This window comes from Plantactinospora mayteni (assembly GCF_016862935.1).
In the GTDB taxonomy this organism is placed as follows: domain Bacteria; phylum Actinomycetota; class Actinomycetes; order Mycobacteriales; family Micromonosporaceae; genus Plantactinospora; species Plantactinospora mayteni.
Genome location: NZ_BONX01000038.1, coordinates 38,702 through 51,807, shown reverse-complemented (window position 1 = coordinate 51,807; position 13,106 = coordinate 38,702). Strand labels below are relative to the sequence as shown.

General features: G+C 72.0%; 9 protein-coding genes and 2 pseudogenes. 5 read left to right on the top strand and 6 right to left on the bottom strand.

The genetic code is table 11. From position 1 onward, the window contains the following. Positions 1 to 44: 44 nt before the first annotated feature. The 4 genes from Pma05_RS27350 to Pma05_RS27335 all read right to left on the bottom strand — a co-directional run bounded on the left by Pma05_RS27350 (position 45) and on the right by Pma05_RS27335 (position 4,926). Positions 45 to 1,349, bottom strand: a complete 1,305-nt coding sequence (locus tag Pma05_RS27350) for a radical SAM protein (protein ID WP_203860354.1) — start codon at positions 1,347 to 1,349, stop codon at positions 45 to 47. A 323-nt stretch (positions 1,350 to 1,672) separates the two neighbouring features. Beyond that, positions 1,673 to 3,070 (bottom strand): acyl-CoA synthetase, encoded by a 1,398-nt coding sequence (locus tag Pma05_RS27345; protein WP_203860353.1) that lies wholly within the window; start codon positions 3,068 to 3,070, stop codon positions 1,673 to 1,675. 110 nt (positions 3,071 to 3,180) lie between these two features. Next, the gene (locus tag Pma05_RS27340) at positions 3,181 to 3,627 is read right to left on the bottom strand and encodes a VOC family protein (RefSeq protein WP_203860352.1); all 447 of its coding nucleotides are present in this window, start codon (positions 3,625 to 3,627) and stop codon (positions 3,181 to 3,183) included. Positions 3,628 to 3,813: 186 nt separating this feature from the next. Then, on the bottom strand, positions 3,814 to 4,926 hold the full coding sequence (locus Pma05_RS27335) for a glycerophosphodiester phosphodiesterase (protein ID WP_203860351.1): 1,113 nt from the start codon (positions 4,924 to 4,926) through the stop codon (positions 3,814 to 3,816). 456 nt (positions 4,927 to 5,382) lie between these two features. Here Pma05_RS27335 and Pma05_RS27330 point away from each other — a divergent pair, with 456 nt between their 5' ends. Genes Pma05_RS27330 through Pma05_RS27320 form a run of 3 tightly spaced genes read left to right on the top strand, consistent with a single transcriptional unit; the run spans position 5,383 to position 9,199 of the window. Next, entirely contained in the window at positions 5,383 to 5,940 is a 558-nt protein-coding gene (locus Pma05_RS27330; protein ID WP_203860350.1) for a PadR family transcriptional regulator, read from the top strand. Continuing rightward, a complete protein-coding gene (locus Pma05_RS27325) occupies positions 5,933 to 6,670 on the top strand; it encodes an ABC transporter ATP-binding protein (RefSeq protein ID WP_203860349.1) in 738 nt (245 codons plus the stop codon). The genes Pma05_RS27330 and Pma05_RS27325 overlap by 8 nt, the downstream gene beginning before the upstream one ends. Positions 6,671 to 6,673: 3 nt before the next feature. Further along, positions 6,674 to 9,199, top strand: coding sequence for an ABC transporter permease (locus Pma05_RS27320; RefSeq protein WP_203860348.1), 2,526 nt, complete (start codon positions 6,674 to 6,676; stop codon positions 9,197 to 9,199). 218 nt (positions 9,200 to 9,417) lie between these two features. On the opposite strand, the gene Pma05_RS42850 is transcribed toward Pma05_RS27320, so the two are convergent. Both Pma05_RS42850 and Pma05_RS27310 read right to left on the bottom strand, forming a co-directional pair. Next, positions 9,418 to 10,770 carry a cytochrome P450 family protein gene (locus Pma05_RS42850; RefSeq protein WP_239313201.1) on the bottom strand — a complete coding sequence of 451 codons (1,353 nt, stop codon included), beginning with the start codon at positions 10,768 to 10,770 and terminating at the stop codon, positions 9,418 to 9,420. 193 nt (positions 10,771 to 10,963) lie between these two features. Then, positions 10,964 to 11,107: pseudogene (locus tag Pma05_RS27310) on the bottom strand (transposase); the annotation flags it as partial. Between Pma05_RS27310 and Pma05_RS27305 the strand changes: the two are divergent. Both Pma05_RS27305 and Pma05_RS27300 read left to right on the top strand, forming a co-directional pair. Beyond that, positions 11,048 to 11,401: a tetratricopeptide repeat protein gene (locus Pma05_RS27305; protein WP_203860347.1), complete on the top strand. Its 354-nt coding sequence runs from the start codon at positions 11,048 to 11,050 to the stop codon at positions 11,399 to 11,401. The pseudogene Pma05_RS27310 and the gene Pma05_RS27305 overlap by 60 nt on opposite strands. 898 nt (positions 11,402 to 12,299) lie before the next feature. Then, positions 12,300 to 12,715 (top strand): annotated as a pseudogene (locus Pma05_RS27300) (transposase); the annotation flags it as partial. Positions 12,716 to 13,106: the final 391 nt, after the last annotated feature.

Sequence of the window (13,106 nt, the reverse complement as noted above, 5' to 3'; positions counted from 1 at the left end):
CGGAGTCGTCGCAGCGGCCGAAGTGGCAACCGCCCGGCCGGGCGTCAGTTCGGCGGCAGGGTGTCCATGAAGGAGCTGACCGAGAAGACGGCGTTGCCGGCGCCGGGCGGGCCGTACCCGGGCGGGCTGGTCAGCCCGTTCGCCTCCATCGTCGCCCGGTACGCCTCCAGCAGCCGGATGTGGTATTCCAGCGGCGCGCCCTGCGGGTTGGTCCGGCCGAGCGGAGTGGTCGGCTCCGGGCACCAGGTGGTGAACCGGGGGGTGATGCCCCGGGACATGAAGAACTGCAACCCCTCGGTGGTCGACTCGATCGCCTCGTCGACGGTGCCGAAGCCGAACGGTTCGGCCATCTCGATCCCGGCCACGAAGTTCGGGATCACGTTGCGTGGGCCGAAGATCTCGGCGGAGTCGAGGATCCGGCGGTGCCACTCCTCGCGACCGACGTACCGCTCCTTGCCGGGGCAGTAGAGCTCGAAGAGCCGCTTGTCCCAGACCTCGTAGTTGGGGTGGTAGATCCGGACCCCGTAGTCGTGGAACCGCTGCACGTCGGCCTTTGGCAGGGCCTGGGCGACGACCTTGCCGATCCACCGGCCCGGGAACCGTTCCTCGATCGCCTTGGCGTACCGGCCGTAGAAGTCGGCCTCGGCCAGGCCGTCGACCTTGGAGGTGACGCTCCCCCCGGTCAGGGTGTACGCCTTCGAGGCGCCGAGGGTGTCGTGCCGGTCGATGATCTCCATCGCCTCCAGCACCTCGGCCACCGGCTTCACCCCGGTGTACGGCCGGCCGGCCGCCTTGTGCTGCCGCCAGTTGTGGTTGATGTCGCAGTACTGGCACTCCTCCTTGGCGCCGAAGTACTGGCAGACCCGGAAGACGGTCAGGTAGATCAGGTAGCCCCACTGGATGGTCGGGGCGACCTCCATCACCGACTTGCCGCCGGCGAGAGTGTGCCGGTAGTACTCCGGCATCGGCGGCAGCCCGACGTCGGCGATCGGCCGGTCGTCCAGGTAGAGCCGGAGCACCCCGTCCCCGCCGTCCTTCACCCGGTACGGCGAGTCGGGGTTGACCCGCACCGAGACCACCGTGCGGCGCAGCTCGTACGGGCCGCCGGTCAGGACGATCTCCTCCGGGGGCCGGCGCAGCGCCGCCGAGCCCAGCTCGGGCAGGGTCCGGTGGTCGAACGAGAAGATGAAGTACGACTTCGGCTTGACCTCGCCGTTCTCGTTGTCGGTCAGCGCCGAGTCGTCGAACGCCATGCCACCGCGCAGCAGGTCCTCCTTGAGGACCGCCTCGCGCGGGATGTGTGGGAAGCGCCCCATCAGGTCCTCGACGAGATCAGTGCGGGTCTGCACGCGCGCTCCTCCGGTCCGCTACGACGCCGCCGGATCTCCCGGCGAGCCTGCCGTCACCATGGCACGCCGCGCCGGCTGGCCGGCGACCGCCTCCTCGGCGATGTGCCCCCGACCACGCTACCCGCGCCCTCTCCGGGCCCACCGAGTGGATCAAGCATCGGCGCGCCGGCGGTCCGGCGTCCCCGGACCCGGCGGCGGGCCGAGCCGGTTGAGCCGCACAGCCAAGCCCGCGCAGTCGAGCCCGCACAGCCAAGCCCGCACAGTCGAGCCCGCGCAGTCAGGCCCGCGCCGGTCAGCCGGAGGTCAGGCCGGGCAGCCGCAGGTCAGGGCAGTAGTTGGCGCTTCTGCACCTTGCCCATCGCGTTGCGGGGCAGCGCGTCGACCAGGTGCACCTGGCGGGGCCGCTTGTGCCGGGACAGCCCGGACGCGACGAAGTCGATCAGCGCCTGGGCGGTCACGCCGTCACCGACGACGTATGCCACCACCTCCTGGCCGAGGTCCGGATGCGGGGCGCCGACCACCGCCGCCTCCCGGACCCCGGGGTGGGCGAGCAGCATGTTCTCCACCTCACCGGCGCCGATCCGGTATCCCCCGCTCTTGATCAGGTCGATGCTGGCCCGGCCGACGATCCGGTGCTGCCCGTCCGGCCGCACCGTGGCGACGTCGCCGGTGCGGAACCAGCCGTCCGGGGCGTACGACGCCCGGGTCGCCTCCGGCATCCCGAGGTAGCCGGTGAAGAGGGTGGCACCCCGGACCTGGAGTTCCCCGATGCTCTCCCCGTCGGCCGGCAGCACGGCACCGGCATCGTCGACCAGCCGGGTCTCGACGCCGCGCAACGGCAGGCCGACGTGGCCGGGCCGGCGGTCCCCGTCGACCCGGGTACTGAGCGTGATCAGGGTCTCGGTCATGCCGTACCGCTCGATCGGCCGGTGCCCGGTCAGCTCGACCAGTCGGCCGAAGACCGGCTCGGGCAGCGGTGCACTGCCGGAGACCAACAGCCGGGCGGCGCCCAGTACCCGGGCCGATCCGGGATCGTCCGCGATCCTCGACCACACCGTCGGTACCCCGAACAGCAGCGTCCCGCCGGCCGCCGCGTACCGGTCCGGGTGGGGTCGGCCGGTGTGCACCAGCCGGGAGCCGACCCGCAGCGCCCCGAGCACCCCGAGGACCAGCCCGTGTACGTGGTACAGCGGCAGCCCGTGCACCAGGGTGTCGTCCGGGGTCCACGCCCACGCCTCGGCCAGCGCGTCCAGGTCGTGCGCGATCGCGTCCCGGGTCAGTAGGACGCCCTTGGGCGCCCCGGTGGTGCCGCTGGTGTAGAGGATCAGCGCGGTGGCCGTACCCGGTGGCTCGGGAAGGTTGCCGGACGGCGCGCGTCCCGCCGCACGGATCGGCTCGACCGGCACCGGCACCGGGTGTGCTGGCGGGGTCTCCGCCAGCAGCAGCGCGGCTCCGGAGTCGGTGAGGAGGTGCGCCAGTTCCACCGGCCCGGCATCGGCCGGCACCGGCACCACCGGTACCCCGGCCAGCAGCCCGCCGAGCACTCCGACCACGCCGGAGAGCGAGGAGGTCGCGTACACGGCGACAGCCGGTGCCCCGACCAGCCGGCCGGCGACCCCGGCGGCGGCGGTGCGGATTTCCTCCCAGGAGGCCGTCTCGCCGTCGACCCGGACCGCGTCCGGCCGGTCCGGCAGCACCCCACCCAGTGCCGGCAGCAGCATCGGTTCCTCCCGTCCGTCGGCTGACGACGATCCTGCCAGGGGAACCTTTCGACGAGTGGGCCGGCGATCCGGTCGAGTTCGTCGAAGCCGGCGCGGCCGGGACCGGGCGATCAGCGGGCGGGCCGGTCCTGTTCGGCCAGGATGCCGGTGCCCTGACCGACCTCGATCAGGTAGCCGTCAGGGTCGCGCAGGTAGCAGCGGATCTCCACGCCGTGGTCCTTCGGCTCGGTGAGGAACTCGCCGCCTCGAGACGACCACTCGGCGTGGACCTGCCGGACGTCGGTCACCCGGATGTTCATCGCGCAGCCGAGCGTGTTCGAGTCGGCCGGAGCCTGGGCGTTGACCGTCGGCTTGTCGTCCGTCGGACCGCCCTCGGTGTTGAGCACCAGATAGCTGTTGTGGAACCGCAGGATGCAGGGCTGGCGTTCCCGTACGCAGGTTGCGCCGAGTACCCGCTGGTAGTACTCCCGGGACCGGTCCACGTCCCGGACGATCAGCAGGGTGGTGAGCACCGCCCCGCCCTCGGGCCGGAAGTAGTCGGGTGCCTCGTCGGTCATGGTCCTCTCCTGGTCCCGATCCGCCCCTTCACTCGGCAGTCATACCACGGCCGCCCGCCCCGGACCGGCATAACCGGCGGACCGGTGGGCGACAACAACCCGGTACGGTGCTGTCGCCCACCGGCGCCGGCCGGCTTCCGGCGGCGGTACGGTCTGGCCAGGTCAGGGGTCAGGCCAGGTCAGGGGTCAGGCCAGGCCGGCCCGGGCCGCCACGGCGGTGTCGGGGTGGTCGCTGAACACCCCGTCCAGGCCGAGTCCGTAGAAGAGTTCGTACTCGGCGATGATGTCGCCCCGGGCGTTCGGGTCGGTGCCGATCCGGAAGTCGGTCGGCAGGAACTGGTTCTCCGCCCGGAACGTCCAGGCGTGCACGACCAGGCCGGCCCGGTGCGCGTCCCGGACCACGGTGGTCGGGGCGAGCAGCTTCCCGCTCGCGTCCCGGGGCACCAGCAGGTTCTTGTTCGCCCCGATGCCGTCGGCGTAGCTGTCGATCCAGCGCAGGTTCTCCGGCTTGACCAGGTCGGCATAGGTACGCGGGTCACCGGCCACGGTGAAGTCGTACGGCCGGCCGGCCGCGTCCAGCAGCTGCGCCAGCCGTACGTCGGTCAGCTTGTTCAGCTTGCGCAGGTTGGCGGTCTCGAAGGACTGGATGATCACCGGGTCCTTCTTGCCGGTCATGCCGTTCTTCTTGAGTTCCCGTACCAGCGGCTCCTCCAGCGGCAGCCCGATCGACTGGAAGTAGGTCGGGTGCTTGGTCTCCGGGTAGATGCCGATGGTCCGGCCCAGCCGACGGCTCTCGCTACGGGCCAGGTCGATGACCTCCCGGAGGGTCGGCACCGGCAACTGGCCGTCGAACGCGGTGTTGGTCACCCGTACCTGTGGCAGCCGCTCCTTGGCCCGCAGCGTCTTCAGCTCGGCCAGGGTGAAGTCCTCGGTGAACCAGCCGGTCACCGAGGTCCCGTCGATGGTCTTGGTGGTCTTCCGCGCGGTGAACTCGGGGTGCGCGGCGACGTCGGTGGTGCCGGAGATCTCGTTCTCGTGCCGGGCCACCAGCACACCGTCCCGGGTGGAGACCAGATCGGGCTCGATGAAGTCGACACCCATCCGGATCGCCAGCCGGTATGCCTCCAGGGTGTGCTCCGGACGGTAGCCGCTGGCGCCGCGGTGCGCGATCACCAGCGGGCGGTCACCGGCCACCGGCCGCGACCGGTCGTCGTGCGCGGCGGCCTGGCTGGCCGGCACCGCCACGGCGGTCGCCAGCAACGCGCCGGCGAGGCCGAGCGCGGAAAGGGTACGTGCCAATGTCGTCTCCCGTCGGTCGAGGCGAGGCCGTGCCGATGGGCGCGGCCCCACCCGTGGATCGACCTGGAATCCAACCCCGCCTCGGCGACCAGCAGTCGGGCAGCGGCTGTCCGGATGGTGAACCTCCGGGGTGTCGACAGCCGGCACCGGTCCCGGTCATCCGGCCTCCTCTCCGTGCGTCCACCCGGGCGGTTCGCCCGGTCCGCTGCCGAGGCCGAGGCTCGACGGGAATACTCGCCGACCGTCCACTCCGGCACGTCGATATCGGTCGGGCGACCGGCCGGGTCGAGAAGAGGCCCGGGACGCGATGCCGCACCCGACCCGGCGAGCGCGACTACGGCGAGGGCGATGACGCGGCGAGGGCGATGACGCGGCGGCGCCGCTGGCCGGGCGGCGCGCCTTGACCTCCGATGCCTAACGGTTAGACTCTAGCCGTTAGGCATCGGAGGTCGGTGAATGAAACACCTTGTGCTCGGGCTGCTCGCGGCCGGCCCGGCCCACGGCTACGAGCTGCGTCGACGCTACGACGAGCTGTTCGCCGACGCCGGTGGCGAGGTCAACATCGGCCAGATCTACGTGACCCTCAGCCGGCTGGAGCGGGACGGGCTGGTCGTGCACACCACCGAGTCCGGTGGCGACCGACGGGACCGCAAGGTCTACCGGCTGACCGAGCCGGGCACGGCGGCGCTGCACGAGTGGCTCGCCGGCCCCTCCGATCCTCCGCTGGTCAAGCCGGACGTGCTGCTCCGGCTGGTCGCCGCCCGGCTGGCCGCGCCACTGCTGCCCGACGTGGATCCCCGGACGGTCATCACCGACCATCGCCAGCGCTGTCTGGAGGCGCTCCGGGAACTCGACCGGCAGGCGGGCCGCACCGCCGCCGGCAGCGTCAGCGGTCTGCTGGTGCAGGCGACCGCGCTGCACCTACAGGCCGAGTTGCGCTGGCTGGAGGCATGCCAGCAGCAGCTCGCGCAGATCGAACTCAAGACCTCCTGGAAGGGAGACGGCGATGAGTGACCCGCTGCTGCACGCCCACGGCCTGGTACGCACCTACCACGGCGGCGTACGGGACTTCGCCGCCCTGCGGGACGTCTCGCTCAAGGTGGCGGCCGGGGACTGGGTCGCCGTCACCGGGCCCAGCGGCTGCGGCAAGTCCACCCTGCTGCACCTGCTCGGCGGGCTCGACCGTCCGGACCGGGGTGAAGTGTGGCTGGCCGGCCAACGGATGGACACCCGCTCGGAGAGCGAGCGGGCCCTGCTCCGCCGCCGGCACGTGGGCTTCGTCTTCCAGTTCCTCAACCTGGTGCCGACGATGACGGTGGCCGGCAACGTCGAGCTGCCGCTCGTGCTCCAAGGCGTCGGCCGCCGCGACGCCCGCCGCCGGGCACTGGAGATCCTCGACGAGCTGGGCGTGGCCGAGGTCGCCGACGCCGCGCCGGCCGAACTCTCCGGCGGGCAGCAGCAGCGGGTGGCCCTGGCCCGCGCCGTGGTGCACCGCCCCGACGTGCTGCTGGCCGACGAGCCGACCGGGGCGCTGGACTCGGCCGCCGCCGAGACCGTGCTCGACCTGCTGCGCCGACGGCACGAGGACGGCCAGTCCATCGTGCTGGTCACCCACGACCACCGGGTCGCGGCAGCCGCCGACCGGGTGGTGACGATGCTCGACGGGCAGATCGTCGACGAGCGGGACCTGACCGGCTCGGCCGACCGGCCGACGTTCGACAACCTGATCAACCTGGAGGGCTGAGCCGTGTCCGCCATCCTCCGGCTCGCCCGCTCCGGCCTGCGCGGCGGCAACCGGGCCACCGCGATCGCCACCGCGCTGGTCGCCGCGCTGGCCGGCACGGGCGTGGTCGCCGGGCTGTCGGTGCAGGGCCAGGGCGGTGCCGAGGTGGACCGGATCTACCGCGACGCGGGCCGTCCGGATCTGGCCGTCTACGGCACGCCGGAGGTCCTGGAGGCGGTACGCCGGGATCCCGCGTTCGCGGCGACCGCCCCGGTGAGCCCGTACCTGGAGGCGGCGGTCGCGCTCGGTCAGGACTCGGTCGAGGCCCGGGTCGCCACCGTGGTCGGCGGTACGTCCCCGGTGGGCCGGCCACTGCTGCGTACCGGTGCGTGGCCGGCGGCCGGCGTGGCCGGGGAGGTGGTCTTCGACCAGGCCGCCGCGACCGAGGCCGGCATCCGCCCCGGTGACCCGGTCCGGTTGACCGTCGGCGGTCGGCCCGCGACCCTGACCGTGGTCGGCACCGCGGTCGACCTGACCGACTGCTTCTATCCGGACTGCGACCCGATCCGGCTCTTCGTCGATCCGGTCACCCTGGCCACGCTCGCCCCACCCCCAACTGCCGCCCCGACGCCGCCGGCCACCGCTCCGACTCCGAACCCTCCGGGCGCCGCCGATCCGGCCCCACCGGACACCGCTCCGACTCCGAACCCACCGGACGCCGCTCCGACTCCAGCCCAGCCGGGCGCCGCTCCGGATCCAGCCCAGCCGGGCGCCGGTGATCCGGCCCAGCCGGGCGCCGCTCCGGATCCGGCCCAGCCGGGCGCCGGTGATCCGGCCGGGTCGCCCGGGGCCGATCGATCGGCGGCGGATGGCCGGAAGGCGATGCTGGTCGCCCGGCTGGTCGACCCCGACCGGGCCGACGCGGTGGCCGCCGAGATCGGCACCCGCAGCGGCGTCGAGGCAGTCCAGCCGTGGCCGGACACCAGGGAGGACATCCTGATCCGGGATCGGATCTTCGGCGCCTCGCTGGCCGGCTTCGGCGTCTTCGTCCTGCTCGCCGCCGCGTTCGTGGTCGCCGGTACCGCCACCGCCCGGCTCCTGGCCCGGCGGCGGGAGATCGCGCTGCTCCAGTCGGTCGGCTACACCACCCGGCAGGTAATCGCCGGACTGGTCACCGAGGCGCTGCTGCTGGGCGCGGTGGGCGTACTCGCCGGCTGGGTGGCCGGCACTCTGCTCGCCCCGTTCCTCCAGGTCGGCCTCGGCGGCGCGCTCGGTCGACCGGGCCTGCGGATCGCACCGCTGTCGCTGCTCGGCTCCGCTCTGCTGGTCGGTACGGTGCTCGCCGCGGCCACCGTACTGCCGGCCTGGCGGGCGACCCGGCAACCGGTCTCCGACGTGCTGCGGAACGCCCCACCGCGGAGCGCGGCACCGGCCCGGGTCACCCGGATGCTCGACCGGCTCCGGCTCGGCCCCACCTACCGGTACGGTCTCGGCGCCGTACTCACCCGTCCCGGGCGCTCGGCGCTGACCGCCGCCGCCCTGGTGGTGGCCGTGGCGGCGGTCGTCGTCGGGGTCGGCTTCACCGCCACCGTGGACCGGCTGATCGCCGAGCCGGCCCGGACCGGTGACCCGTACGACGCCATCGTGGTGGCGGACGGCACCGATCCGGCCACCCTGACCGCCGCGCTGGCCGGTACGCCCGGCGCCGCCGGCTGGTACAGCCGACTCGACCGGCGGACCACCCTCGGCGACCAGACGTTCCTGTCCCGCGCGCTCGGTGGGGATCCCGCCGACGCCCGGTTCATGGTCCGGGAGGGTCGGCCGCTGCGGGCACCCGGCGAGGCGATCGTCGGATACGGCCTGCTGCGCCGGTTCGGACTCCAGGTCGGCGACACGATCGAGGTCAGAGCCGGGGAGACCCCGCTGCGGTTGACCGTCGTGGGCTGGTACGCCGAGACCGAGGACACCGGGGAAGTGCTGATGTACCGGGCCGAGATGCTGCCCGGGGTACCACCGGACGCGTACCTGGTCTCGGCCGGCCCGACCGGTACCCCGGAGGCGCTGGCCGCCGCGCTGCGGGACCGGCTCGGCCCCGGCGTCACGGTGCAGGCCCGCAAGTCCGATCCCGACGAGCTCGGTACGTTCGCCCTGGCAATGCGCCTGCTGGCCGTCCTCGTCCTGATGGTCAGCCTGGCCAACCTCGCCGCCGCGCTGCTGACCGGCGCCCGGGAACACGCGCGGACCCTCGGGGTGCTCCGCGCGGTCGGGTTCACCGTCCGGCAGACCCTCGCCCAGTCCGCGACCGGCGGTGCCGCGCTCGGCCTCGCCGCCGCGCTCGTCGGGCTCCCGATCGGTCTGCTGGTGTCCCGGCTGCTCACCAACCAGGTACTGGTCGGCATCGGCGCCGGTCCCGGTCTCGCCGAACTCCCCTCCGCCGGGCTGCTCGCGGCGACCGTGCCGGCGACCACCCTGGCCGGCGCGCTCGTCGGCGCCCTCGCCGCCGGCCGACTGGCCCGGGCCGGGGCCGCCGACCTGGTCCGCTACGAGTGACCCGCGCCGGCCTGGCCCCGCCGTCGGCCACTCCCCCACGGTGTGCTCGACCTCGTTGAGGCGCTGACCGTTGACGTCGAGCCGGCCCAGGGCGGGAACGGGCCGGTCTCGCATCGGCACCCGGTGACCGCCGCTGGCGGGCCCGGGCGGCGGACCCCGCTCAGAACCTGACCCCCGGCAGGCTGCTCAGCCCCCGGGCCCAGGACGGCGAACGCCGCTCAGAACGTGACCCGCAGGCTGCTCAGCCCGCGGGTCCGGAACGACGGCCGCCAGGCCAGCTCGGCCGGGTCGACCGCCAGGGCCAGCTTCGGGAACCGGCGCAGTACGGCCCCGATCGCGATCTGCGCCTCCAGCCGGGCCAGCGGCGCTCCGACACAGTAGTGGATGCCGTGTCCGAGTGTCAGATGTGCGTTGTCCGGCCGCTCCAGGTCGAGCGCGTCCGGCTCGGCGAACCGCCCGGGATCCCGGTTCGCTGCGGCGAGGCAGAGCAGCACCGTGGACCCGGCCGGGATGGTGACCCCGCCGATCGTGAGGTCGGTGACCGCGAAGCGGCGCAACGCGACCGTGCCCGGTGGCTCGTAGCGGAGCAGTTCCTCCACGGCGGCCGGCGACGGCTCGGCACCGGCCCGCGCCAGGGCGAGCTGCTCCGGGTTGCGCAGCAGGGCGAGCAGGCCGGTACCGATCGCGTGCACCGAGTTCTCGTAGCCGGCGAAGAGCACCAGGAAGGCGAGCGAGGTCAGCTCGTCCTCGCTCAACCGGTCGGCACCGCCGCGCCGGCCCGCGTCCGGTGCGGCGCCGCCGGCCGACGCGCCGAGACCGTCCGCGCCGGCATCTTCCGCGCCCGGAACGGCTGCGCCCGGAACGGCTGTGTCGACATCGCGAGCGGTGTCGTCCTCGCCGGTGTCCCGGGCCGCGATCATGGCGGTGAGCAGGTCGTCGCCCGGGTTCCGTCGCTTGTCGGCGATGAGCCGGACCAGGAAGTCCTGGATCGCCAGGACCGCCCGGCCGGCCGAGCGGGGATCGTCGGCCGGCGGGGCAAGCATCACGTCCGTCCAGCCGCGCAGCGCCGCCCGGTCCGCCTCCGGTACGCCGAGCAGGTCGGAGATGACGGTGACCGGCAGCGGACCGGCGTACTCGGCGACCAGGTCCGCCTGCCCGGCCGGGGCGATCCGGTCCAGCAGCCCCTCGGCCGCCGCCTCGATCTTCGGTCGGAGCCGGGCGATCCGCTGTGGCCCGAAGGCGTGCCGGACCAGCCGGCGGATCCGGGTGTGGTCCGGCGGATCCATGTTCAGCAGGTTGGCGTCCAGGGCCGGCGGCAGTGAGAAGCCCTTCCACCCGTCGGTGGAGTTCGCCTTGTCCAGCGACAGTCGGGAGTCGGCGAGCCCGGCGCGTACGTCGGCATAGCGGGTGACCAGCCAGACGTTCGCGCCGTCCGGCAGGGTGAGCCGGTGCACCGGTGCGGCCGTACGCAGGGCCGCGAACCCGGGATAGGGGTCGGCGAGGAACCGCGCGTCGAACAGCGAGGCGGCGGGGATGGGGGCTCGGTCTTCCGTCGGCGGCGCTCCGGTCACCCGGACAGGCTACCGGTGGCCGCCGGTTCGAGGTGTCCCTGGAGTCATCCATCCGTCGACGGCCTGGGCCGGCCTGCGTCCCGTCGGAAATCAGTGAACGTAAAATGGCATGAGGTTCCACGAACCAGCGAAACATCCCCTGACCACGGACATCCCGCCTGGTGCGACCCCGACCTATGCAGGCTCTTCGAAGTTAAGTGGGGTTGAGGTGTCCGCGGTGGCGTCGGGTGGTGGCGGTGCGGGTGCGTAGGCGTTGGTTTTCGGGGTTGCGGAAGCCGTGGGCGTCGCGGGCGATGGTTTTGATGACGCGGTTGGTGCCTTCGGAGCCGGCGTTGGTCGCCGTGGATCCATCGCCGAGGCGCACGACTACTTCGTACGCGCACTCGATCTCCACCGGCAGCTGGGTGACAGCAGCAGTGCGGCGAGCACCCTCCACAACCTCGGCCTGGCGCAGCGCGAGGTCGGCCGGACTGATGAGGCACGCAACAGCTGGGGCCATGCTCTCCAGATGCTGGAGCGGCTCGCCACTGCGGACACTGTCAACATCACCAGGCACGGCCTCCAGACTCTCATCGAGAGCCTGGACGACCGGCCACAGAGGGCACGTCCGTCGATCGGACATGCCCTCTGACCAGAGTCGGTACGGCCGGGCTCGAACTGATGACCGGTTGGCGCGGCCGAACATCGTTCGCGGCGATTTCGACATCGACGCTGTCTTAGCCAGCTTCAGAAGGCCCACCCAACTGGGTAGCCGACATCCCGTCAGCGTGACAACGGATTCACGCGACCACGCGTACGCTTGAACATCCGAGCGTGCCTGCACAAACGGTCAGCGTCGCCGGCGTACCCTCCGCGATGCTGTTGTCGTCCGTTCCGCATCCGGGCTGCGCGCCGTTAGAGTCTCTGGCATTCGAGGTGTACCCTGTGCTGCCGGCGAACCACTGCAGCTTGGCCGAAACCACTATACCGTCGGCCCTTAGGTCGCAAGCGTATATGGCCTCTCCGTAAGAGTGGAAGCTGGCCATTCCGCGCTTCACGCCGTCTTTCGAGTAGTACGTGACAGTGCCGTCCTGGCCAGCGACGACAACCAGCTGATTCGGTGACGTAGCACCTGCCAGCCTCTCGGTACCCGACGCGGTGGCCGGCGCCATGCCAAGCGTAGCCGACGCCATACCAAACATGACCAACACGGATGCCAGTCTAAGTCCGAGCTTCGCCAATTGAGTCCTATGCACAGACGACGCCCTCCCAAACAGTGCTCTGCCCCTTGCAGCAGCACCGAGGACCAGAGTGGCAGTCATGCCGATCGCGACAAGGAATGCTGTGGACTTCCGTAGACGAGTTAGCATCTTCACCCTTCCTGTTTGCGGCCAATACCTTCAGCTGTGAGTATTCGCGTCACCGTTGCCGGATTGCTGCCAAGTTGCTGTCACACTGCTGCCATCCGGTCCGCAGGGCTCCGGCTGTGGATCTAACGGTGTTTCGGGCCTGATCCACCTGGCGTGGTGCCGGGTAAGGAGGGTGCCGTGATGACCGCGACACTGAACGGTGTGGCCCGAGGAAGAAGAGGCCGGAGGCGTCAGCGGAGGAGTTGGCAGCGGCCGAGCTGGTGCGGATGGCCAAGAAGCACGGGCCTGTCGTTGACCGGTCCGGACGGGCTGCTCAAGCAGTTGACCACGACGGTCCTTGAGACCCCGCCCGACGAAGACCTGACCGAGCACCTCAGCTACGAGAAAACGACCCGGCCGGGGCCGGCGGCGGCAGCCCCCGCAACGGCAGCAGGTCCAAGACGGTGTTGACCGACAACACCGGACCAGTGTCCATCGATGTGCCACGGGATCGGGCGGGCACGTTCGAGCCGCAGATCGTCCGGAAGCGCCAGTGGCGGCTCTCGGGTGTCGACGAGGTCGTGCTTTCGTTGTATGCCAAGGGTTTGACGACCGGGAGAGGGCGTCGTGAGGCGCTGTTGGATCGTGTGGAGGTGAGACCTCTGCCGCTGACCTGTCGCAGCAGGGGTGTCGAGGGAGATCGTTGCGGCGTGGTGTTCACCCGCGACGCCGCCGCCCGCCAGCGCTACTGGGCGCACAGTCACGTGGGCTGGCGGGTGATCGGCCGGGCCGAGCCCACCGCCGGCCGGCGGTGGTGTCGCCTGCATGACGCTACCGCGACGTTCACGCCGCCCGCCGATTGCTCAGCAGCGTATTGGGAGATCCGGATATCAGAACCTGCGGACTGCGGGCGTCTGATTAGCCGCTGGCTCTGCCCGCATGCCGCGACTCCACCGACGCCAAGGCAGTCGGTCGCTGTAGGTAATCGAGGGTTCTCGGCGTTCGTGC